The organism is Flavobacterium sp. UBA4197 (assembly GCF_002379575.1).
GTDB classification, from domain to species: Bacteria; Bacteroidota; Bacteroidia; order Flavobacteriales; family Flavobacteriaceae; genus Flavobacterium; species Flavobacterium inviolabile.
In genome coordinates, this window is sequence record NZ_DFUB01000033.1 from 105,923 (window position 1) to 128,698 (window position 22,776).

General features: G+C 39.0%; 22 protein-coding genes. 15 read left to right on the forward strand and 7 right to left on the reverse strand.

What is annotated here, in order from left to right:
- Nucleotides 1-33: 33 nt before the first annotated feature.
- The gene (locus tag B3394_RS17165) at nucleotides 34-423 is read right to left on the reverse strand and encodes a DUF1398 domain-containing protein (protein WP_286927646.1); all 390 of its coding nucleotides are present in this window, start codon (nucleotides 421-423) and stop codon (nucleotides 34-36) included.
- Between the two features lie 389 nt (nucleotides 424-812).
- On the opposite strand from B3394_RS17165, the gene B3394_RS17170 reads away from it, so the two are divergent.
- From B3394_RS17170 to B3394_RS17185, 4 genes are all read left to right on the forward strand, one after another.
- Nucleotides 813-1,145 (forward strand): PadR family transcriptional regulator, encoded by a 333-nt coding sequence (locus tag B3394_RS17170; protein ID WP_177733919.1) that lies wholly within the window; start codon nucleotides 813-815, stop codon nucleotides 1,143-1,145.
- The gene (locus tag B3394_RS17175; protein WP_286927647.1) at nucleotides 1,142-1,747 is read left to right on the forward strand and encodes an HAAS signaling domain-containing protein; all 606 of its coding nucleotides are present in this window, start codon (nucleotides 1,142-1,144) and stop codon (nucleotides 1,745-1,747) included. Before B3394_RS17170 ends, B3394_RS17175 begins: the two co-directional genes overlap by 4 nt.
- 7 nt (nucleotides 1,748-1,754) lie before the next feature.
- Nucleotides 1,755-3,074, forward strand: coding sequence for a serine hydrolase domain-containing protein (locus tag B3394_RS17180; protein ID WP_286927648.1), 1,320 nt, complete (start codon nucleotides 1,755-1,757; stop codon nucleotides 3,072-3,074).
- Nucleotides 3,075-3,277: 203 nt separating this feature from the next.
- Complete coding sequence (locus B3394_RS17185; RefSeq protein ID WP_273244744.1) at nucleotides 3,278-3,862, forward strand: nucleosidase; 585 nt, start codon at nucleotides 3,278-3,280, stop codon at nucleotides 3,860-3,862.
- A 17-nt stretch (nucleotides 3,863-3,879) separates the two neighbouring features.
- Here B3394_RS17185 and B3394_RS17190 read toward each other — a convergent pair whose 3' ends face one another.
- From B3394_RS17190 to B3394_RS17205, 4 genes are all read right to left on the reverse strand, one after another.
- Nucleotides 3,880-4,506 (reverse strand): class I SAM-dependent methyltransferase, encoded by a 627-nt coding sequence (locus B3394_RS17190; RefSeq protein WP_286927649.1) that lies wholly within the window; start codon nucleotides 4,504-4,506, stop codon nucleotides 3,880-3,882.
- Between the two features lie 46 nt (nucleotides 4,507-4,552).
- Nucleotides 4,553-5,278: a CPBP family intramembrane glutamic endopeptidase gene (locus B3394_RS17195; protein ID WP_286927652.1), complete on the reverse strand. Its 726-nt coding sequence runs from the start codon at nucleotides 5,276-5,278 to the stop codon at nucleotides 4,553-4,555.
- Between the two features lie 190 nt (nucleotides 5,279-5,468).
- Complete coding sequence (locus B3394_RS17200; RefSeq protein WP_177733929.1) at nucleotides 5,469-5,669, reverse strand: hypothetical protein; 201 nt, start codon at nucleotides 5,667-5,669, stop codon at nucleotides 5,469-5,471.
- 114 nt (nucleotides 5,670-5,783) lie between these two features.
- On the reverse strand, nucleotides 5,784-6,311 hold the full coding sequence (locus tag B3394_RS17205) for an ATP-binding protein (RefSeq protein ID WP_286927658.1): 528 nt from the start codon (nucleotides 6,309-6,311) through the stop codon (nucleotides 5,784-5,786).
- A 239-nt stretch (nucleotides 6,312-6,550) separates the two neighbouring features.
- Between B3394_RS17205 and B3394_RS17210 the strand changes: the two genes are divergently transcribed.
- From B3394_RS17210 to B3394_RS17260, 11 genes are all read left to right on the forward strand, one after another.
- The gene (locus tag B3394_RS17210; RefSeq protein WP_286927660.1) at nucleotides 6,551-7,078 is read left to right on the forward strand and encodes a GNAT family N-acetyltransferase; all 528 of its coding nucleotides are present in this window, start codon (nucleotides 6,551-6,553) and stop codon (nucleotides 7,076-7,078) included.
- Nucleotides 7,079-7,581: 503 nt separating this feature from the next.
- On the forward strand, nucleotides 7,582-8,154 hold the full coding sequence (locus tag B3394_RS17215; RefSeq protein ID WP_177733935.1) for a restriction endonuclease subunit S: 573 nt from the start codon (nucleotides 7,582-7,584) through the stop codon (nucleotides 8,152-8,154).
- Between the two features lies 1 nt (nucleotide 8,155).
- Entirely contained in the window at nucleotides 8,156-9,547 is a 1,392-nt protein-coding gene (locus tag B3394_RS17220; protein WP_286927664.1) for an HsdM family class I SAM-dependent methyltransferase, read from the forward strand.
- A 25-nt stretch (nucleotides 9,548-9,572) separates the two neighbouring features.
- The gene (locus tag B3394_RS17225; protein ID WP_177733939.1) at nucleotides 9,573-9,977 is read left to right on the forward strand and encodes a hypothetical protein; all 405 of its coding nucleotides are present in this window, start codon (nucleotides 9,573-9,575) and stop codon (nucleotides 9,975-9,977) included.
- 736 nt (nucleotides 9,978-10,713) lie between these two features.
- The gene (locus B3394_RS17230) at nucleotides 10,714-12,153 is read left to right on the forward strand and encodes a hypothetical protein (protein ID WP_286927666.1); all 1,440 of its coding nucleotides are present in this window, start codon (nucleotides 10,714-10,716) and stop codon (nucleotides 12,151-12,153) included.
- A gap of 60 nt (nucleotides 12,154-12,213) precedes the next feature.
- On the forward strand, nucleotides 12,214-13,800 hold the full coding sequence (locus B3394_RS17235) for a hypothetical protein (RefSeq protein ID WP_286927670.1): 1,587 nt from the start codon (nucleotides 12,214-12,216) through the stop codon (nucleotides 13,798-13,800).
- 6 nt (nucleotides 13,801-13,806) lie between these two features.
- The gene (locus tag B3394_RS17240) at nucleotides 13,807-15,390 is read left to right on the forward strand and encodes a hypothetical protein (RefSeq protein ID WP_286927675.1); all 1,584 of its coding nucleotides are present in this window, start codon (nucleotides 13,807-13,809) and stop codon (nucleotides 15,388-15,390) included.
- A 5-nt stretch (nucleotides 15,391-15,395) separates the two neighbouring features.
- Nucleotides 15,396-16,154 (forward strand): hypothetical protein, encoded by a 759-nt coding sequence (locus B3394_RS17245; protein WP_286927679.1) that lies wholly within the window; start codon nucleotides 15,396-15,398, stop codon nucleotides 16,152-16,154.
- A 134-nt stretch (nucleotides 16,155-16,288) separates the two neighbouring features.
- Nucleotides 16,289-18,724: an ankyrin repeat domain-containing protein gene (locus B3394_RS17250; RefSeq protein ID WP_286927684.1), complete on the forward strand. Its 2,436-nt coding sequence runs from the start codon at nucleotides 16,289-16,291 to the stop codon at nucleotides 18,722-18,724.
- Between the two features lie 18 nt (nucleotides 18,725-18,742).
- Complete coding sequence (locus tag B3394_RS17255; protein WP_286927687.1) at nucleotides 18,743-20,275, forward strand: hypothetical protein; 1,533 nt, start codon at nucleotides 18,743-18,745, stop codon at nucleotides 20,273-20,275.
- A gap of 3 nt (nucleotides 20,276-20,278) precedes the next feature.
- Entirely contained in the window at nucleotides 20,279-20,668 is a 390-nt protein-coding gene (locus tag B3394_RS17260; RefSeq protein ID WP_177733952.1) for a hypothetical protein, read from the forward strand.
- Nucleotides 20,669-20,734: 66 nt separating this feature from the next.
- On the opposite strand, the gene B3394_RS17265 is transcribed toward B3394_RS17260, so the two are convergent.
- Nucleotides 20,735-21,502 (reverse strand): T9SS type A sorting domain-containing protein, encoded by a 768-nt coding sequence (locus B3394_RS17265; protein WP_286927690.1) that lies wholly within the window; start codon nucleotides 21,500-21,502, stop codon nucleotides 20,735-20,737.
- A gap of 19 nt (nucleotides 21,503-21,521) precedes the next feature.
- Nucleotides 21,522-22,688 (reverse strand): hypothetical protein, encoded by a 1,167-nt coding sequence (locus B3394_RS17270; protein WP_286927692.1) that lies wholly within the window; start codon nucleotides 22,686-22,688, stop codon nucleotides 21,522-21,524.
- Nucleotides 22,689-22,776: the final 88 nt, after the last annotated feature.

Below are 22,776 nucleotides of genomic sequence, written 5' to 3' on the forward strand. Positions count from 1 at the left end.
ATAAGGCGATGTAAAACAATTTTATTTAGCATCTCACTCCGGAATGGACTCCACAAGGATTACTGTACCGGCTTTGTCATAATAGGTACAGGTCATTTTGTCCAGACACATTGCCCATTTCTCAATCCCTGATGCTGCACTGCTGTTGCAAAATGCGGGATAATCGGTTTTACCCTGCTGATGGGCTTTTAATATGGCTTTAAACCGGGCTGCATCAGCAATTGGGGCGATAGCAATAGTTTCATATTTAGCACCGCCTGAAGTTTTATAATCACCGGCTCCGTAATAGTCGGTATGACCGTCGGTTACATACACTTCATAAAAGGTAACACCAAGCTGTTTTATTTCCCGGATATATGCCGGAAAATCGGCACCGGATTTTACCTTGCTGTGTATTGCGTTGATTTGCGCTACTGTAAACATAGTTTGAGGATTTTAGGGTGATACATTTAATTTCCAGGAATAACAATTCTTTGCTGAATATTCGATTCGTCATTGTCATACAAATGTCGGATTATTGGAATTAGTTTTATTGTAAAAAGACATTTTTTCGATATCAATTCCTTAAATTTTTTTGCAGAAGTTCGATACTTTTTTCCGCCATATTCCTGTTGTTACTCTTTGAACCGGATGAATTTTGCGCAAGCATCGTGCATCATCAAGACCATTTTTTACAATGTAAAAGTTTTTTTACTACTCTTTATGCTTTTAAATGCTGATAATCAATGGTTTGGTTGTGTTTTTTGGTTAATCTTTAAAATTATAAAACAAAGTACATTGTTATGCTATGTATTTTGTTTTATATTTGTTCTATGAACGAAGATTTTACAACCAAATGGATATCACAGCTCAAGAAAGGCACTTTGTCTTTCCTGGTGCTGAGTATTTTGAAAGACGGCAAGGAATACTACGGGTATGACCTGATTAATGAGATCCGGAAAAAGACCAAAATTGAAATTGCCGAAGGAACGCTTTATCCTTTGATGAACCGGCTGAAAAAGGAAAATTTAGTGGAGTCAAAATGGGTAGAACAGGACTCGGGTATTCCGAGGAAGTATTATAACATTACCCCATTGGGACAGAATACGACAAACGAAATGAAAGCCTATTGGGACAACCTCAATACAATAATAAACGCAATATGAAATTTAAAGAAATAGTATTCCGGGATCAAAATTCAAAAAGGATTTATCTGGATTATATCGCAAGAATCCAGCAGGCTACAAAAGTGCTGGATAAGGAAAATCAGCAGGAGATTTTACTGGAAATCAACAGTCATATCTATGAAAGTCTGATGGATAATGCCGCCGGTGGAAAAGGGGAGGTTGAGAAATTACTGGATGTCGTGGAAAAACTGGGGCAGCCGGAAGTTTTCCTGAAACCTTTGGTTGCCGAAAAGAAATTAGAAGAAGCAACCAGAACGTTTAATCCGGTAAAAATAATAAAAGCCCTTGCGCTCAATATCGGTAACGGTATTTCCTATGTGATTTTTGCCGCTTTGTATTTGCTGCTATTTGGTTTCCTGTTCGTAATTGTCGCTAAAATTGCCGATCCTCAGAATGTCGGGCTTTTTTACCGGAAGGATGTGGTTTTTATTTTAGGATATTATAGAGAGAAGGGCGTTGATTATACCCAATATGAACAATTAGGCAGTTGGTTTATACCGCTTATGCTGCTGTTGGCAGTAATTTTCTATGTACTGATAACCCTGTTACTCCGCTTAAAAAGAACCTTAAATAAAAAATAGTAATAGTATGATTAAGAATTATTTGGCCTGTTTGTTTGGTTTTTTCGTTTCGTCATTTGTACTGGCACAAGAGATAGACACCCGGAAACTGGATTTATATTTTAAATCATTGGAAGATAATAACAAATTTATGGGCAGTGTGGCGATTTCCCAAAATGGTAAAATAGTTTATACCAAAACGATTGGACTCGCTGCGGTTGAAAACAACCTCAAGGCAAACGAAAATTCAAAATACAGGATAGGTTCGATCTCAAAAACATTCACCGCTGTTTTGATTTTGAAAGCTGTTGAAAACAAAAAATTAGCTTTGGATCAAACCATTGAAAAGTTTTTTCCAACCCTTGCAAATGCGAACAGGATCACGATTAAACAGCTGCTTGGCCACCGAAGCGGTGTACACGATTTTACCGATGATGAGGACTATGAGACCTGGAATACCAAAGCCAGAACGGAAAAAGAAATGGTAGCGGTTATCACTAAGGGGGGAAGCGATTTTGAACCGGACACGGAAGCAGCATACAGTAATTCGAATTATGTACTGCTGACGTATATACTGGAAAAAACCTTTAAAAAACCGTATGCCGAACTGTTGACGAGCGATATAACCAAACCGCTCGGACTGACCAATACCTATTTGGGCGGCAAGATAAACACGGCTAAGAACGAATGCAGATCGTACCGTTTTGAAGCAGGCTGGCAGGCAGAACCGGAAACGGATATTTCCATTCCGTTGGGAGCGGGCGGAATTGTGTCTACACCAACCGACCTGGTAAAATTCAGCAATGCCCTTTTTGGCGGAAAGCTGCTGAAAGCGGAAAACCTTGAATTAATGAAAACGGTAAAAGACAACTACGGACTGGGATTGTTTAAAATACCGTTTTATGAAAACATAAGTTACGGACATAGAGGCGGAATAGGTAAATTTACAGCTGTTTTTTCCCATTCTTCCGAAGGTAATATTGCTATCGCCCTGATCTCAAACGGAAGCAATTACAATAATAATGAGATTCCTCTGGCTATTCTGAGCGCTGTTTACAACAAGCCTTTTGAGCTTCCGGTGTTTAAAACGTATGCCGTTCGTTCGGAAGACCTGGACCAATACCTGGGAGCGTATGCTTCCAGCCAGATTCCGGTTAAAATAACCATATCCAAAGATAACAAAACGCTTATCGCACAGCCCGGAGAGCAATCGCCGTATCCATTGGAAGCAACGGAAAAAGACAAGTTTAAATATTATAAAACGGGTATTGCCCTGGAGTTTAATCCGGCGGAAAATACGGTGATCTTAAAACAGGGAGGAAAGGAGTTTGTATTTACAAAAGCTTAAGAACGGCAAAGCTTTGTTCTCTGTTGGAACAATATAATTATCCTGAAAATTCCGTTTAAAACGGCTTGATCAAAAAAAGTGCAGACCTGATATTGTAAAGGGCTGCACTTTTTTTGTGATATGCATGCATACCGGATTAATTGTCTTTTTAGTGTTTTATATTGCCTAAAATAGTAATATTGTAAACAAAAAAGAACAGGTTAATGATTAAAATCGGAGAGAATATTAGTTACGAAATTTCAGATACACTTTTTGTTTTCGCATTGGATTCGGAAGCAGGAGATGCTTTTGATGATAAAAACAAATTAATTACCGGTATCGGTAAAGTAAACGCAACTTTGGCATTGGTAAAGGAAATCCATAAAAGAAGACCCAAATTAATAGTAAATCTTGGTTCGGCAGGAAGCAATACCTTTGGTAAAGGGGAAGTGGTGTGCTGTACTAAATTTATTCAGAGGGACATGGATGTAAGAGGGCTTGGATATGATCAATATGAAACACCTTTCTCGGGAATCCCCACAGTATTAAATTATGGATTCAAAATTGACAGCCTGAAGGAAGGAGTTTGCGGAAGCGGCGATAGTTTTGAAATGAATCAGCAGGAACGTGAGTATAATATTGTCGATATGGAAGCCTATCCTTTAGCGCTGGTAGCCATGAAAGAAAACATCCCGTTTCTTTGCTTAAAGTATATTTCTGATGATGCCGGGAGTGATGCGGCAGAAGACTGGTCCGTACAGGTACACTTAGCGGCAACAGCATTTAAAACAGTACTCTTTACAAAATAAGCTTACAGGGGGATATTTTAAGTATCCCCTTTTTTACATTTAATCAGAAAAAAAGGCTGACTTTCCTGAATTGCCGTTATCTCAGATAATCCGGCTTTGCCAAACTCGGATGCGATGGATTCCCGGTCATAAAAGAACATTTTGACACCGTCGAAGATCTCATAACGATCGGTACTGATACAGTTGCCCTGCCCATAGGTAGGCGCTTCTTTTGAAATGACCGTAAAGACCATATAGCCATTCTCCGATAGCTGATTATAACAGTCACGAATCAGTTTTTCCCTTTCGCTGCTGTCTAATAAGTGAATCAGGGCATAACAAAATATCCCGTCATAGCGGTTTTTGTCAAAGGGCATATCCGTTACCGACCCGTGATGGATAACCATATCATTTCCGTAATGTTTTTCTGCCATGGCAATTGCCGTTTTGGAGATCTCAATTCCGGTAACGGTCATTCCGTTTTCTTTGAATATCTGCGCATTACGGCCGTAGCCAATTCCGGGTATCAGGACGTTTTTTACCGATTCCCGGACAAAAAACGCTGTTGTCAATACAGCAGACTTTGAAGGTTCAAAGCCCCACATTTCCTGCTTTTCGCCAAAGGCTGCTTCCCAAAATTCCGGTTTTTCGGTTCCATTTGCCATTATCTGTGCTCTTTATGTTATTGGTTATGCAATTTATAGGAAAATTTTAACGGTCTATAGCAACGGTTTTTGCCGGCTTTATTTTTTTGTTCCAGGTTAACAGCAGTAACATAAACAATATAAAACAGATCAAGGCAACAATATTTGTCTGAATGATAAAGGCGTGAATAGCAGCGGGAGCTATTATCGATTTTGTCCGTAAAACGGCAAACGTGAGTATAAAAGAAAAGACGATACAAAAGGCAAAGAAGATCCAAAAACCTCCGTACTGATCGAAGTTGTTAAAAATCAAAAGGTGCCAGACAGCCCAGAATGAACCCGAGAGAATGCTTTTCAGGACGAAGTTTATTTTTCCGAAACTTTCAATCAGATAGCCTCTCCAGGCATATTCTTCCATGATATTGTACACAAAAGCAAAGGAACAGAATAGTAATGCCCATAAATGCTTATCTACACCGTGACTGTTATTGATACCATATACTGTATAACAAACAAACAATATCGCCGGAAATAACAGGCTTTTGATTTTATGATTTCCCAATAAGGTGATTTCCTGTTTTACACCGCTGAATTTATAGAACAGGAGCGATGCTGCTATTGTCATGATGCCGTGATTATAATTAAAGGTAAAAGGAATGTCGGTTAATTTTACTAAAATCAGGTTTAATAAATTGGGAAGCTTCCGGGCAAAATACGTCCCGGTTAGTACAATTCCGTAAAACAATACTATGCGTAACCAATTTACATTTTTGATTTGTGCTGTTAAATTCATGCCGTTTTCTTATTAGAAGGGTACAGTGTACTTTGTGTTATTGGATGTCGTTTTTGTTTGAAAAAAATCAAATGTAACGAATTATTACTTACAAATTGCAGGTTTAATACTACTGAAATGGAATTGAATAAGGGACAATATCACAGTATAATGTACCCATCGTAAAATTTGCCGGAAAGGCTAACGGCTATTATGCTCTTTGAATATTCCTGTAAACAAAGTTAGTAGCAAAATAAAAGGTTGAAATCAGGATAAAGACAATACCAACCATTCCAAAAAACTCTGTAAACCGCATTAGCATACTGGGATCTTTTGCATCACCGTCCATCAGGAACCCGATTGTCGTAATAATTGAAGATACCGCCAGGATATTTAAAATTTTTCTTTTCATAAATATTAGATTTTTAGATTATGATGCTATAAACGTTTTTCGGTACCGTTTAGTATAGTAATCTTAACAGATTCTTTCAGAAAATTCTTTAACGATTGAATGTTGTTTACCCATTTAGTTACCTATTGGTATTTTAGATATTTTGTTAAGGATCTGATTCCTGCGGTTAGCTAAGGTTCCATGCACTTCAATTGTTTCGATATCAAAATCCCATATCCATTCATTCAGGATGTCATTTACGTTGTTCCTGAGCTTTGGAAAATCTGATTTTTCACAGGATATTACATCCGGTTTCTCGATGGGAACAAAAACAAGAAGGTCAATTTCTTCGATTATTTCCTGAGCGGTTGCAAAGAGCGATTGAATATTTCTGCTTCGGTCAATAGCGTGAATATAGGCTAAAAGATCAACCGGGCACCTGTCGAAGATTACCTTATCGTCATCTTCCGATATCTGCTCGACAGCATATTCAAATTGTGCTATAAAATCGTCAGCTTCGGGTATTTCCGAAAAGTCATATCCGGATTCTTCCAGTTCATGATACGGTTCCTTTTTAAGAACATAACCGGGAAGATGCTTTATGAGCTCTTCTGCCAATGTTGTTTTACCGACCCGATGGGCGCCTGCAATTGCTATTTTCATTTTCCTGTTGTTTAGATTCTGATGACCTAAAAATAGCATAAAATAATTTAAATAAACGCTGTTAATATCCGGACGTTTTTTTCGCCCAGGTTCTAATAGTGCGTAAAATAATTTCACTTTTCCTGTCCTGTAGAATACGTACCTTTACAACGTTTTGGATAAAGTATAAGCAAGAGTAAGATCTGGTTTACGCTCAACCCGGAATGGTATAATTTTAATTGAATATAAGTTTTGAAAATATGGAAAATATAACCGTTAAAAAGATAATGCCGGAGGATATCGGCCAGCTTCAGAAAGTTAGTAAACAAACTTTTTGGGAAACCTTTTCCGCCAGCAATTCTGAAGAGAATATGACCAATTATTTAGAGGAAAGCTTTTCTGTGGAGAAGCTAACCGATGAATTGAACAATAAACACTCCGATTTTTACTTTGCCCTGCTTGACGAAAAGGTAATCGGTTATTTAAAACTGAACTTCGGACAATCTCAAACAGAACTACAAGACAATAAAGCACTCGAAATTGAGCGTATTTATGTATTACAGGAATTTCACGGTAAAAAAGTAGGGCAGGTGCTGTATGAAAAAGCTTTGCAGATAGCCGGTCAGGTAAATGCCGATTATGTCTGGCTGGGAGTTTGGGAAGAAAACCTGCGGGCAATCGGTTTTTATAAAAAGAACGGTTTTGTTGCGTTTGACAAACATATTTTCAAATTGGGAGGGGATGAACAGACCGATATAATGATGAAAAAAGTTTTAAAAGCCGATTGATAATATTGCCGGATTAAATCTGAGGGATTGTTGTAAAATTAACCGAACCCTCATTCCGGCTAATCATTCCCTTGTTTTGGCACAGTAGTAGCCAATTATTTCGCAGCAAAAGGCTGGAACGTCGTAGCAACCATGCGGGACGCAAGCAAAAGCGAAGGCCTGTAAAGCTCGGAAATATCTTCATTACAAAATTAGATGTACAGGATCGCACATCTATTGCAACAGCCATTGGCTTACACAAAAGAACCCGATTGGAAAAAAATTATCTTAGGGATTCTGGTAATTGGTTAGATTTAATCCATAATCATCGTTTTTTTTTAAATGACAGTCTTTAGGTTGGGTTAGATTGTTGTATTTATGAGTGATTAAAAAATAATTTTCTTCTATCCAAAGCTAATAATCAAGCTTTGGATTATTTAATTTGGCACACTAATTTTTTTTACGTTACAATTTTTTATATTCATGATTATTTGTAATTTTGTCTCCAAGTTAAATGGAGAAATATGCTAAAGTTGGAAAATTTATGCTCTATAAGATCAGGACAAACATTCAAACGCTCTTGGAACGATTATGACAAAGGCGATATTATTGTATTACAGCCCAAAGATATAGCCGATGGTGAACCCAGTAAAGAGATATTAATGATAAGTGAATACGAAATTCCTTATTTGAATAAACACTTACTTCAAAAAGGAGATATTGTTCTTGTAAACAGAGGTACACGTTTTAACTCTTGGATGTATAACGGAACTCCTGCAAAAATGGTAGTTACGACTGCATTCTATGTCATTACACTTAATACAGATAAAATACTTCCTGAATTCTTTAACTGGTATTTAGGTCAACAAGAAGTGAAAGACTATTTTGACTTAAATGCTACCGGAACTACTATAAGGGGTATTAATAAAAAATCTCTGATGGAATTACCAGTTCCTAATATCCCGTTAAAACTACAAAAGCATATTGTAGAATTAGTAGAAAAGACAAAAGAAGAGCAACGGTTGTTGAGCGAATTGAAGAAAATCAGAAAAACATATGTAGAAAACTATATATGGGAACAAATTAGAAATTATTGATATGCAGAACCGATTAGAAAAAACATTAGATGAAACTCGTAAAATTTACGTTTCCGGTAATGAAAGTTTTCGTGATTTTTGCGATTTTACCTTATCTATTATTACTTGGAATTTGTTGTCAGATGCTCGTATATCCCCCCCTAATTTTAAAAACACAACATCCGATAAATATAACTTTACGTCGGTATTGAAAACATTAAGTCACAACGCAGTGAACATTCATTCTACTATTAATGAAGCACTACACTATTGGAACAATCTTCTGCAGAATCAACAGAAATATGGATTAGCACTCTTAAAATGGGATGACGCTATAACAGAAAATCTTCCAGGAAACAGTTGGAAGCTAATCCTTCAGTTATGGGGGAAGTTTTTCAGTATATTTCCGTCCGATAACCGAGATATTCTTTGTGAATTCTGGGAATATATAGAAAGATATTTTGTAGCTGCTTACAATAATGAGAATGCTTATCTTACACCAGTCGCACTTATTTCAACTATGACACAATATTTAAGGGGTGAGGAAAAAAATATATCAATATATGATCCCTATGCACGTACAGGTAATTTACTAGCTGGAGCACAGCATATTGTGCCAGGAGTACAGGAAATAGTAGGTATGTCTTCTACACGGTTATCATGGAAATTGGCGACTATACGGTTATTGTTTACAGGTGTTCAGTCGAATATTCATTTAAGTAACTCGAGTAAGATAGATGTTAATAATGATACATTTGATATGATTCTCTCCAACCCTCCTTATGGTGATAGTCGGGACAGTATCAGTATATCTGTTAAGGATCAACATTTAGCCACAATAATCCAAAAAACCAAACGCTTAGAAGTTCTTTTTCTAAGTCATATGTTGGACAAGTTGTCCGATGACGGACGGGCAGCTATATTATTGCCTTCAGTATTTTTAACAGGTAGTTCTTCAGTTAAAAGTTTAATGGCATATATATTATATCGAAATATACTTGATGTTGTTGTTGAATTACCGCAAGGCTTGTTTGAGCGTACCGCCATTGCACCTGTATTGTTTTGTTTGAACAAAAAGCGAAAGAAAGATAAAAACATTATTTTAATTAATGCTACCAATGAAATGTTCAAATCAGGAAGACAATTATATCTTAACGAAAAGACATTGACGGCTTGGTTACAGCAAATCCAGGATGGAAGTATACCGAATGAAAAAAATATTATTAAGGTTGCTCCCAATGAAGTAGTTACAGCTGACTACAACTTCTATAAATTATTACATCTTCAGGAAAAAGAAGATAATGGGGAACGTAAACCTGTGGCACAATTGTTAGTTGAAGGCGAACAAATTCAAAATAATTTAGTTTTGGTTCAGCGGGAAATAGCTGTATTAATACAAAACTACAATAACTGATTATGTATAGTTAATAACCATTGTTATGGCTAAAATGAAGATAAAAGATCTTGAAGGAAATCTGAAAGATATTGATGAACTTTTACAGAAACACAATTGTGATTTATCTAGCTATATTGGTGCTCAGAAATCAGTACCTAAAAGTATTAAAACATGGTTATGGATAGCAGGTGTGTTGCATTTTGTATTAGCATGTATGCTTTTGTTAGATATATTTCTTACTCCCATCAATAAAGTACTGATGCTCGGTTTAATTGTTTCCGCTATTATTATTGTCTTTTGTGTATATCTAGAGTTTAGAAATCTACAATTAGCAGTTTTATGTTTTATAGGAACGCTGCTAATTATCTTGATTACGTTGAATGTATATACGCCCGAGGAAGCTATGAAAAAAGTAGAAGAAACGGTGTTAAAGTACTATAAAGAATAAAGGCGAACAGTATTAATAAGTTATTTTATTTGTCTTCATTCTAATTATTGAAACTAAAAAGACAACGTTCATACACAATTAAAAAGTGTTCAACTATCTTTTTCTCACTATAAGAAAATAAATTTCTAATTGTTTAATATATTAATGATTTTTTAAGAGATATTGTTTTTTTAGTTATCACCCCTCGTAAAGCCTTTATTGATAATTGATTATAAATTTAGGTGTAAATTATTGATTTATAGTGTTTTGTAGGTATATTGGGCTTCAATTGCAGAACATCAAGTCTAAAAAACTGGGTAATAAGATTATAACTAGCTTGAAAATGTTCTTACCAAACCTATTTCCATATTGTTGTCATTAAAAAAGACATTATATAAGAAATCTTGTACTTTTCTATTTTGCTACCAAAAAGGAGGTTAGTGATTAATTAATGGATTTACCTATAAGCAATTGGAGCATAATATGCCAATCTCTACCCCGACAATCATATCGGTAGTCTAGTGCCTACACGGGGCAAAGCCCTACGTACTACAACCGAAACTTTATTTGTCTTCCTGTCCAGTGTCAAAGACTACAAAGCTTTAAAGTAGTGTGATTTGGTATCAGGAAGTGGAAATCAATAAAACAGAATATTGCATTGGTATTTTAACATGAAAAAATATACAGAAGTAAATTGTATTTGAAAACTTTGAGTATTTTTATGACATAACTGATACAGCCAAGCAAACATCTAAATATGGATTTTCAACAAGAACTTAACGAAATTTTTGAGATTATAAAAGACACGCTTCCCGCTGGCGTGGAATTTACTGCCTACAGCATTCCATCCTATTCCGGTCATGGTACTAGCGGTAAATCCTACTTTACCCTTGTCGATGGAAAAGCGAACAGAGATGCAATCCCTGAAGCATTGAAAGACGGCTCCGAATACCGAAGGATCGAGATAAACCGACGTATCAACGATGCCAAATTCGATATTACCGTTGCTCAGGAACCGGGACGATTTGTCATTTTCTCGGTTTCAAAAGAAAACGGATATACGTATAGAATCGCCACTCCGGAAGAATTGGTACAACTCACGAAATTAGAACTGATAAAATTCGTTGATCCCGGAACGCGCAAGGAAATTTTTGCCGAAGTCGCCCCGGATAAGAAAACCGGTAAACCGGACGTCGTAGGAAGACAGAAAATCTATTATGAAAACGGAGAAGTAAAGGAATATACGGGCGCACCGATTTCCGATTTCGCGAGAGCCGCTTTCCACGCGCTCGATGAAAAACTGAAGTTCGTGTATGCATTGGTTACTGAAACCGATGCCGTCATCAAAACTTCGCCTGCAATTCCAGGTGTTACGGAATTATATGAAGTCAACGAAGACTTGACGCTCGACGTATCCAAAATCGAAAATATTTACGAATTCCTGGAGTCTTTCAGTGAAGCCAAAATCGAAAAAGGCATCGAAGCACTTGAAGCAAATCCGGAATTCAAAGCAAAAGCCGAAAAACGCTATGGTCAATTGATCAAAACAAGAGTGGGGCAAGACGCAGGTATCGAAAGTTTCGAAAAAGCAGCATTGTCGCGTAAGGAAGTCGAACTGTTTAGCGACTGGCATTTTGCCGAAAATGTGATCTCGCTATCGCGTATGGATGAAGGCGAATGCCGGACTGTTGTCGATTTTATCGGAAGTCTGGTGATGAGTTATCTGGATATCCATGAGTTTAAAGAACAAATGGAAGCTACCGAAAACGAAATGGAGTTGCGGGAGGTATATCATTCCGCTGCCCAAAAAGTCAAAGCTGGAATTTTGGACGAAGCGAATGTTTATGGCGGTAGTTGGTTCGGAGAAATAAGCACACTGCTTGCGAATCATAAGGTCGAAAAACTCATGTTCGAAAAAACACATTTCAAACTCGAAAACAATGATGCGCTTAAGGCGTTTATGTTCTATCTGAATCTTAATAATGGAATCAGCATTTATTTCGACATCTACCAATCCTATCTCTACAACCTTACGGAATTCTTCTGGTTCTCACCAACTTTACCGAGAACGGACTGGGGCGAAACCGACTTTGTATTACCGGAATTCACCCTGAAATTCAGACGAAAAGCATTTTACCGAATCAACGATGACGGTGAATGGCTTCGAAAAAGCCCAAAACCCGCTGGCGTTGAATAAGCAATAAACCAACCACATTTCCGAATTGTTTTCGGAGAACTTAAACAATCGAATTACCCTATGGCTACACAAATGTACGAGGTACAGTGGAACGACGCTGTCCCGGAAAAACCGATATTGACCAAACAAGAAATAATCGCCTATTGCCGTCATTTCGGACAGGCGACACCAGAACTTAATGAATTTCTGACGCGTTTCGATTTTGACGAATGGAAATGCATGCGAATTGCTTTTGATTATGTTTACGGCAAACATTCCGATAAGGACGGTGCTGTGGGTAGTGATGCCGTAGCCTATCTCGGGCTTATTGCAACAACCTTCCTTTCGCGCGAAGGTGAAGCAAAACTACAGGAGTATGTCGGTAAGGAACGTTTTATGTATCCTGAAAACAATCGCACGTCATTTCAGGTTTTCGACGATTGTCCGCTTTGGATTATCCAGGTCGTGAAAAAGGAAAAACAATATGCAGACTGTTTGTTTTTTATGCCTGCCGTTTTCTGGAAAGACGCACAGATGCGTGACGATTCCTATGGATATGAGAAATACACCGTTGGTGAGCATCACAAATGGTATGGCGACTTTGCAAAAAACCAGCGCCCGATTCAGTACTGGCGCAAAAGGATCGGTTCGTATGCACCGAATTTTATCGAACGCGAAGGAACCAACATCGAATTTGAAAAGGCACTTCCTGTTTTCGACAAGTGGCATAACCGCATTGTATATTACGATAACAGCGATTCTGAAACCATGTATTTCCACGATCTTGCCAATCCGGAAATCCGACACGAAGCAAAAGGCTATCTGGTTGATTCGTATAATGGCTATTTTTTGATCACACCGGAGGAGTACCATTTCGGACAAAAAGGCAGCCTGGTGATCACCGACAAGCAATTCAACAAAATTTCGAAGACAAAAACCAACGTCTATAATTCGTTTGAAAACGATTTCTGGAGTGTTTTTCTCGATACAAAAGGTATCGTGATGACCAGGAAAGAGACGAATGAAGAAAGACGCTTTAAATACAGCGAAGTCAACTTAAGCAATAATATTGGCGGGAACAACAGCACGGAACTTTCGATTTGGACGACAGACGATAACACCGTTTGTTTTTTCGAAAGTCGTAATTTTATTACTATCGACAAAGATTTCAATGCCACTACCATTTCACCGAGCAAACATTTCAAAAAAGAAATCCCGGCCTATTTTTATGATTGTTACATTTGGAACAAATCACTCGAACTTTCCAAAAACAGACGGCTGTTCTTTACATACGAAGGTGTCCTGATGGTAAATGCCAACGGAACACTCGAATATTTTAATCCGAAGCTTACTGAAATCACAGGCGAAGCGATTTTTTACAATGGTATTAAAGACGAAGCGTTAGGCGGAATCTGGTTCGTCACAACGAATGACCGACTGGTTTTTACGGATGAAAATTTCGAAAAAGGTTACGTGTTTAACTTTACCGAACAGTTTTCCGATCCGCATCGAAGCGATAATTATTATGCGCAACTCTATTTCGATAACGAACAAAATCTATGGACTTCGTTCTACCGCAATAAACTTTATAAAATCAACCGGGAGGAATTGGAAAACAAACTGAAAACAGCGGTTGCCTATTCTCCAAAACAACTTCAAACATTCTAAAAATCGATGGCTACACAAATTTTTGACGTTCAGTGGAACGATACACCTGCCGGAAAACCGATACTTTCAAAACCGGAAATTGTTGATTATGCGCGACATTTCGGACAAGATACTAAAGAATTGCACGAATTCCTGACGCGTTTTGACTTTGATGAGTGGGTTTGCATGGAACTTTTTGTCGATTACGTCTACGGACGAGTGGATAAAAGCGGTCGAGTAGGAAGTGATGCGGTGGAATATCTAAACATCGTTTCGGGTACTTTTTTTACCGATGAAGCCGAGCTCGCACTTCATAATTACGTCGGATTCAACAACAATAGATTTGAATACAACTACGAAGGATCGCCGCCATTCGCGCCTTTTCCGGATTGTCCGCTTTGGATTATCCAGGTTACAAGTCAGGAAAAATATGAGTCGAGTGCGATTTTCTTTATGCCTGCGATTTGGTGGAAAGATGCCCGTATGACAAGCGAATCGTATGCCTATAGTCATTTTACCGTAAATTCGAGATGGAACAAGTGGTATGGTGAACCTTTTGGGAAAAATCAGCATCAGAATATGTACTGGAGAAACCGGATCGGGAGTTATTCCCCAAATTTTATCGCGCGTGAAAACGGTTCGACGATTCCGTTCAATAGCTATAATATTCATTTCGATACCTTTAGAAATCGGGTGCTTATACAGGAATCGCGAGCTGAAGACTTACGTTATTACGATTTATCCGATTTTAAAACCGAACATACAACGCAGAATTTTCTTAAAGATAGCGAGAACGGATTTATTGAAAGTTCGGCCGACGGTTATCGCTTTTATACCGAGAAAAAATTGTTGATCACCGATGCGAATTTCAATGTGATTTCGGAATCCACTTCTAAAATTGTCAATATTTTCGAAGACGATTTCTGGAAAGTGGTGCTTGATAACAAAGGTGTTTTGATGACGAAAAAAGAATCGGGAGACGAAAAACGCTTTAAATATAGCGAACTTAAACTGACGACTTCGGCATATTCGAACAATCCGGACAGTTTGAAAATTTATGTAAATGCGAACCGTTCGGTGATTTTTTACGGAAACCGAAACCAGCTTTCGATTGTCGATGTTTCGTTTAACGTGGCGAACATGAATTTGGAGCGTCTGTTTAAAAAAGAAATCGCACCGCATTATTACGGAAACTACCAAACAAAGGCGCTTGTTATGCTTTCTGCGGAAAGACAATTACTACTGACCGAAAACGGGGTTTTCGAACTTGGAAAAGACGAAAAACCAAAAATAATCAACGAAAAACTTAAGGAAATCACCGGGGAAGCCTTGTTCTATAATGCTGTAAAAGACGAAGCTTTAAACGGAATCTGGTTTATTGCCGGTATGGATCGTTTGGTTTTTACCGATGAAAATTTTGAGAAAGGTTATGTGTTTAATTTTACCGAGCAGGATCTTTCGAGTGAGTACTTGAATATGTACCGTTGGTGTAATCTCTTTTTTGATCAGGACGGGAATTTGTGGTATTCACTTTTCGGACGAACACTTAACAAAATCGCCAGAAAGGAACTCGAATCGAAATTAAAAACAGCAATCGCTTTCGGAAAATAAAAGTTATGGAAACACAGGAATTATTGCGAACTTTTATAGTTGAGGAAGAAAAGGAACTGAATAGGGAACTGGCGAACCACTCGGGCGAACAAGGCCACAACTTCCTAAGTGAAAATTATTCGGCGCTGGTCAAAGCATTTCCGAAGGCTGTAAAACTACTGGAACCGCAGGAATTGGAGCCGTTTTATTTCCATTATATACGAAGGGGTTTACTTCCGTTAAAAGGAATCGAAAAAACCTATGCGCTTTGGGAAACGGCCTACCGAAAGCAATCCATTTTCCTCGACAAGAAAAAATACGATACTTTTTTTTCCTATTGGACCTCGATCAAAGGTTTGTTTGTTTTTGGATTTGATCATCAATTCGAACTGGATCGAAATAACGGTTATGACGATTATGTCCGATACCGTACCGTTTTCGAAAAGATCAATTCGTATTCGAGCATACCCGGAATGTTATCAAAAGTGAACTTATTTTCGGAATTCGCCCGGGATCAAGATGTGGTAACCCGGATTTCAAAAACCGTTTTGGCGCTCGAATTTATCCAGGATCATTATTGGGACAGAAATCCTGAGCAACAGTACCACTATCTGAACCTGGAGTTTTGGGGACTGATTTTTGTATTGGTTTCCAGTGATTCCGAAGTTGCCAAAGAAACAATTTCAGCATTTAAAAAAGTAGATTTTTTGCCGAAATTTGAGGATCAGATGGAAATCCTGACCCGTTTTGAAACCGCAGCAAGTCAATTCAAAAACAAAAAATAAAGCACGTTTCCTTGATAAAAATTTGCGGATTTAAAGATCCCCATGAAATTGGAAATTTTATAAATGGACTTTGCTGATAGTAGTACTAAACTTTATACAATCCGACCAACCAAAAATAAAATACTATAGAAAAAATGACGCTTGAAAACGCCAGATCCATTCTTAAAAAACACAATCTCGAAGCCGACGGAAAACACCTTTTTGATGCTTTTGGAAATATTGAAGTATTCGAAGCACTTCTGGCCGCCGGCGCAGATGCGAATCACTTTAATACCTATTTTAATGTTCCTATTCTTTCGTTAGCTTATAGTCGGAAAGAATATACGAACTTTAAATTGCTTCTGGAATATGGTGCGAATCCGGATATACCTTCGAGTGTGTTTGAGAATCGTGAACCAATTATTTTCGAGATCGCTTCTCCGCAAAAAGGAGTTGACAGCTACCTTCGACCGATGATCAAAGCCGGAATCGATTTGAATCAATGGCATCCGGAATCGGGTTATACGGTATTGCAGCACGCGGCAAGCCGCTATTATGTGTCGCTTGAAAATCTTGAATTCCTGATCGAAAACGGTGCAGATCCGAACCTGCCAAACCAGGATGGAGTAACGCTTTACGACCTGATCGACAGCGAAAAAATAAAACTTCGGAAACCGATGGTACTCGCTTTGAAGAAACATCAAACGGGTTATGTTGAGCGTCCAATCGAATTACAAATAATTCCGCCGCCACAAATACCAAAACTGGATACACATTTTTATCATTCGCCCGGTTCGTTCCGTGGGATAAAAGTGCTTGACAAGACCAACGATACGCTTACCGTAAGAATGTACCGAACCAAACAGTACGACCTCGATTTTCCGCGAACGCATACCAATTCGCTAAACATCATTTTTTCGCTTCTGGAGCATTCGGAAACAGCATCTGCCTGGAAAGATGCGGCTACCGTATTCGATTTCTGGAAAGATCACGTTGCCGTAGCACGTCACTATATCAAATCACATATTGTTTCGGATTTCGAATTAACTTTTCATGCCGATCTTTGGGAAGAAAGTGGATTTATGGCTTTCGATGAGATATCTGAAGAAAGGCGCGGAAAATTGCAACAGGCTACGATGACAATCACCGTAAACGAACCGGAAATGCTCAAAACGATCGAAGTTGGGAGCTGGGCTAAAATCCCAGAGTTTAACGTTGCACCGCTGTGGTATCTCGAAAATAAGGCAACTGCTCAGTATTATTTCTTTTATATGAGCGAAGGTGGCAGATGGATGGCAAAAGAAGGTACAATCGGTACGGAAGCAAAAGGAAAAGTTATTGGAGGTATTAGCAAAGGTTACTACAAAGAACAGAACAATAGGGCGGAAGCGTTTGTCTTTAAAAAATTAGAGGAAGGTTTTACGCTCGTCTACAAAAATTTTGATACGGCTTATAACCTCGAAGAAGGAATTGAGGAAGCCGTGCGGGAAGTCAAAATCAACGAAAACAAAAATCAGGATTATAGTGAAGATGCCATTAAGGCGATTAAAAGCAAAGACGTGGCCAGGCTTGCGGAAATTCTGAAAAAAGGTGTTCATCCGGATACGCTGAAAGAAGAATATGGAAAACTCGCGCTCGAACGCATCGCTAACGAGTATATTCCGCAGCAAGCCCATCTTGACATGCTCAAACTGATGCTCGAAAACGGAGCCGATCCGAATCATGAGCTGTATGAACACGAACCCTTGTTACAGAAAGTGTGCCGACATGCAAAAAATGAATTAGCGGATGAAATGGTACGTGCATTACTTGATGCCGGAGCGGATATTTCGACCGTCGGGTCTGAAATGTACCAATATACTTCAAATCTGCAAGCCGCTTGCCAGGGTGGTATGTTGTGGTACATTGAACACCTTCTGGAAAAAGGTGCCGATGTGCATTACAAAGATGTGAACGGCCTTTCTGCCTTGAATTATGCCGTGAGAGCGGAACGCAATGCGGTTGAAGCCATCGATTTGCTGCTTAAGAACGGAGCAGACAAAAACGATCTGAATACGTTTTACTATTCCGAAAATATGTTTGAATATGCCGAAACTCCTGAAGTTGTGTATAAGCTTGTCGATTTAGGATTTGACATCAACATGCCGACGCATCACAGTGATTATCCGGCTATTCTGACCATTGCAAAAAGAGGTTCCGTAAAAATGTTTGACACCTTCCTGAAATTAGGAGGAATGGACGAAATGCACCGTGTTCTGGATCGTCTTTATGAACCGCTGGACAGAAACAGTCAATCCACAATCGAGGAACAAATCGAAAAGATGCGATTGTTGCATAAACTGGGATATTCGTTGATTTCGATTACGGATGGCAATCCAATTGAGCGGCTTGTTGACAAAAATCTTAAAAAGCGCAAGAAAATTACCAAATGGGAAGAAAAAGCCCTGCTTGATCTTTGGGAAATGGATTGCGCACCAAGACGTCTGGATCAGCTCAACAAACTATACGAATACGTCACAAAAGTAGATTGTAAGCCGATGATCGAAAAATGCGGACAGTATATTACCGACATTCAAGCCGCATTGAACTAACCCCTGAAAACGATTCAAATGGAAAACTATTACGCCAAAGCCGTCGACTTATCCGGAATGCAATTTGACATTCCGGTAACCGAAGACGGAACGGTTCAGATATCGAGCGTGCTCAAAATAAAATCGCTCGAAACAAATGCACGCAAGGTTTTTTGCCGCAATAATGAACTTCAGACGCTTATTGCGCCAAACGCGGTTTCGGTTGGATGCAACAAAAACAAACTCACGTCGCTGCATCTCGAAAATGCCGAAAACGTGCATTGTGGTGAGAACAAAATCACGGAATTGTATGCGCCAAAAGCTACGGTTGTGAAATGTTATATCAACCAATTGACAGAATTACGACTTGACAGCGCAGTCGAAATCGAATGTTATGGAAACGACGATTTGAAAGTGATCTATGCTCCGAATTTACATAAGATCGATAGGTTTGAAAATCTTGTGCAAACCGAGAATTTTGCTTCGCGCAAAGAAATCGAAATCACAATCAAAAATCATTTTGATCGCAGAGATCCGGAAGGCTACACAACCGAAACATTTGATCTTGAAATCGCACTCGATCTGGACAAACCCAGAACAGTCGATAATGTTGCGTTCGCGATATCGATTTACGATCCGGCAGTGATGTTCGAGGTTTGCCTTATGGAACGCAACGATCAATTCGGTCAGCAGGCCAGTATCGCAGCGCAAATCGAACTTCCTTTTGTGGCAGACAAACCGATGCGTTTTGCTGTATCCGTTCCTATCCGATCATACGTAACCGGTACGAAAAACCTGCTCGACATCATTCGGGAAGCACCCGAAAGCGAACGGGTGTACGAACGGGAGTTTCACATTGACGTGACGTGTTATCTGGAATCTGAAAACACGCAGGACAAGAGTTTTACCAAAACGTTTGCGATCGGCAATCCGTTTGCAGGACGTTATCAATGGGAAACGGACTTGTTTACCGAACCCGCTACAATGGAACAGGACGAGAAATTCCTGCCGGAAGCACTTGCAAAAGTTTCGGATGATCTTGAAGACGCTTTACTGGAGCTTTTCGAATTACACAAAGACGAAATTGCGGAAATAGCCGGTTCTGTGGATGGCATTTCATACGATATCCTGCCACACGAACGCTATGCGGCCATTTCATTCCGGACTACCGAAGACGAGGAAAGATACAGTCCGGCCGATTGGGAAAACTACAGTTTGTTGGAGTACAGCAATTGTAAGTCGGAGAAATTTAAGGTGTTTTCGAAAAGGTTGTTTCAATTGTTTTTTGAAATCCAGGCGAGTTCGGATGATTTTGAAGACATAGAAACACGCATCAATGATTTGTTGTTCACGGCAATTGCCAAAGCCGTGCTGCGTTCGCCGGTTGCCGAAAAACTGAGAGTTTGCGGGATTTCGAAAGCACCGATACTTACGGACACTTTCGACAAAACGGTGGAATACATTGTTTCTGCTTCCGAATACGGTGAAGATCCGTTCAATTACTGTGAATCGGTGATTTCGGATACAGAAACAAAACCTACAGACGGACGCATCCGTCTTGATAAATTCTGATATATGAAACAGCTAAAAACCCGCGAATTACTTTATGACGGAACAGAAGGCGAATCGCTTTATGGCGAAAGCCATTACTTTTTCGGGAACAGTTTTGAGATAAAAGACATTTTGCGATACGAATTTGCCAGACTCAAAAGAAAAATTGAAAACGAAGCCTACGAGAAAATTATTTCGGATGCCGGATTTACAAGTGTAAGCTCGTTTTTTAAGCATTTGGAAGAAACCGGGGAAGTACAGTATCGTTCCCAAAACGGATTGCCTTTGTATTATGTGACGTACCTGCATATGCTATTTGTTTTTTCATTTGGCGAAACCCAACCGGCACGTTACCAGCTGTATTGTGAAGGCGTTTGGGAAATGTACGTGAATCGTTGGGAAGACACACCGTAAGCTATGGATAAAGAAAAAGCCTGTAATACTATTACAGGCTTTTATTCGACTTCATTTTTCGGGTTGTTAGCTTTTAATCATTTTCTTAGTAAAAGAATGACCATCAGGAGTGGTTATTTTTAAAACGTAAGTTCCGGCAGCTAAATCAGCAATATTTAATTGATGGCTGTCGCCGGATGTTTTGATAAGTCTTCCGTTCAGATCCAATACCGTTACTTGTGTTATTTCTTTATTGAAATGTACAGTTGAAGTAGCCGGGTTGGGGTAGAAGTAGAAATTAGAAGCCGTTGGATCATTAACGCTTAAAGTGTTTTCCACACTAACGACATTCCTGAAAGTAGATCCCCAAAGTCCCTGGTTATCTTTTAAGCGAATGTTAAAAACGTGCAGTCCGATTGCATTTGGAACAGGAATTCCATTAGCCAGCAACTTTTCGTAGGCACTATTAAAATTCCCGTCGGCAGCCAGTATAGGCGTTCCGTTGCCATAGCCCGGATCGGTGTCCCAAAAATATTCCGCCTGTACAATTCTAACAGGTTCAGATGTTACTGCAGCTTCTACATTAACAATACTTGTAAAAGTGGATCCCCATAGATTCTGGTTGTCTTTAAAACGGATGTTGAATTTATGCAAACCAACACCCGGCAGATTGATGCCTGAAGTGACAATTTTTTCGAAAGCACTGTTAAAGCTGCCATCGGCGGCTGCAATTGCGATACCATTGCCATAGCCCGGATCGGTATCCCAAAAATATTCGGCTTGCGTTATGGAAACTTGTCCCTGAACAAAGCTTGCCATAAATAAAGCGATCAATATATAAAGTTGTTTTTTCATCTCTTTGTTTCGATATAAATTATTTGGAAAAACCAGAACCTGAAACATTTAATGTTGCACCGGTTGTAATTCTTCGGGGTACGTTTAAATAATTTATTTGCGCTCTGTTGCCTCCGTCAGCCGGCCAATAATTGCTCCAGCTGTTCGAACCGCCTCCGTTTCCGGCATCATTTCTTGTCAAATCCAGATCGGTGTATTCTACTGCCGGAGAACCTGCGTTTACATTGGCACCGCTAACACTTTGATTGTTGGCGTTGATGGTAAAATTTCCCGAGGTATTCGATCCCTGATTGGCAACATTATTTAAAACAAAAGAAGTTTGTGACATGTTGTAGAAAGCCGAAACCGTTGCATTGGAGTTGTAATTGTAGATCAGAAAATCACCTCCAAGTGCCAATACATTATTGTATATCGAAATCGTTCCGGTATTTCCGGTGGTTAGATTGATGGTGATACATTCGCCATACTGACCGCCGCCATTGGTTCGTGTGTCGGCTACATTATTGGTGATTTCATTTGTACTTCCGTTTTTTACACCCCAAATGCTGATTGAACTTTGCGGAAGGAAGTTGTTTAATATTTTAAACGTATAGTTTCTTTGATAATTGGTAATACCGTAATTAACGCTATTGGCGATGATTTCTACGTCATCTGTAGCTAAACTGGTATCTTCGGTATGCGTTACAAACAGCGATCCCAAAAAATTACCGGTACATTTTCCATGCGCTATAATCGTTTCGTTATCTATAGTACATCCGGAGAGATTGGCAGTTGCATTTATTTGACCGGCATCAAAAAAGCCTATTAAAGAATTGAAGATGTTTAAAGTGGTTCTGCCACCGGTTGTTGCGCCGGAAATAGTAATACTGCCTGCATTTGCATTGTGAATGGTGACCACTCTTCCTGCAAGAGGTGTTACGACCACGGTTCCCTGCAATTTGTATTTTTGATAATTGGTTTCAGAGACAAAAGTCAAAGACTTGTTGATCGTCAGGTTTTCAATATAAGCGGCTCCTGCATTTTTTGGTTTGATAATGATCCGGTCTCCGTTTGTTGCTGCCGTAATGGCGGCACTCACGGTTGCATAAGCGCCATTGGCACCATTTTCTCTAACATATAAATCGGCTGCTGAAGCCATTGAAGTAAACAGACCTGCGATGGCAATAAAAAGTAGTCTTTTTTTCATTGTTTTTTTTTAAATTGATTGAATTCGGATTGAAAGATGATAGGTTTTTTAAAAAAAATTACCATTATCTTTTTCACAACAAGCATTA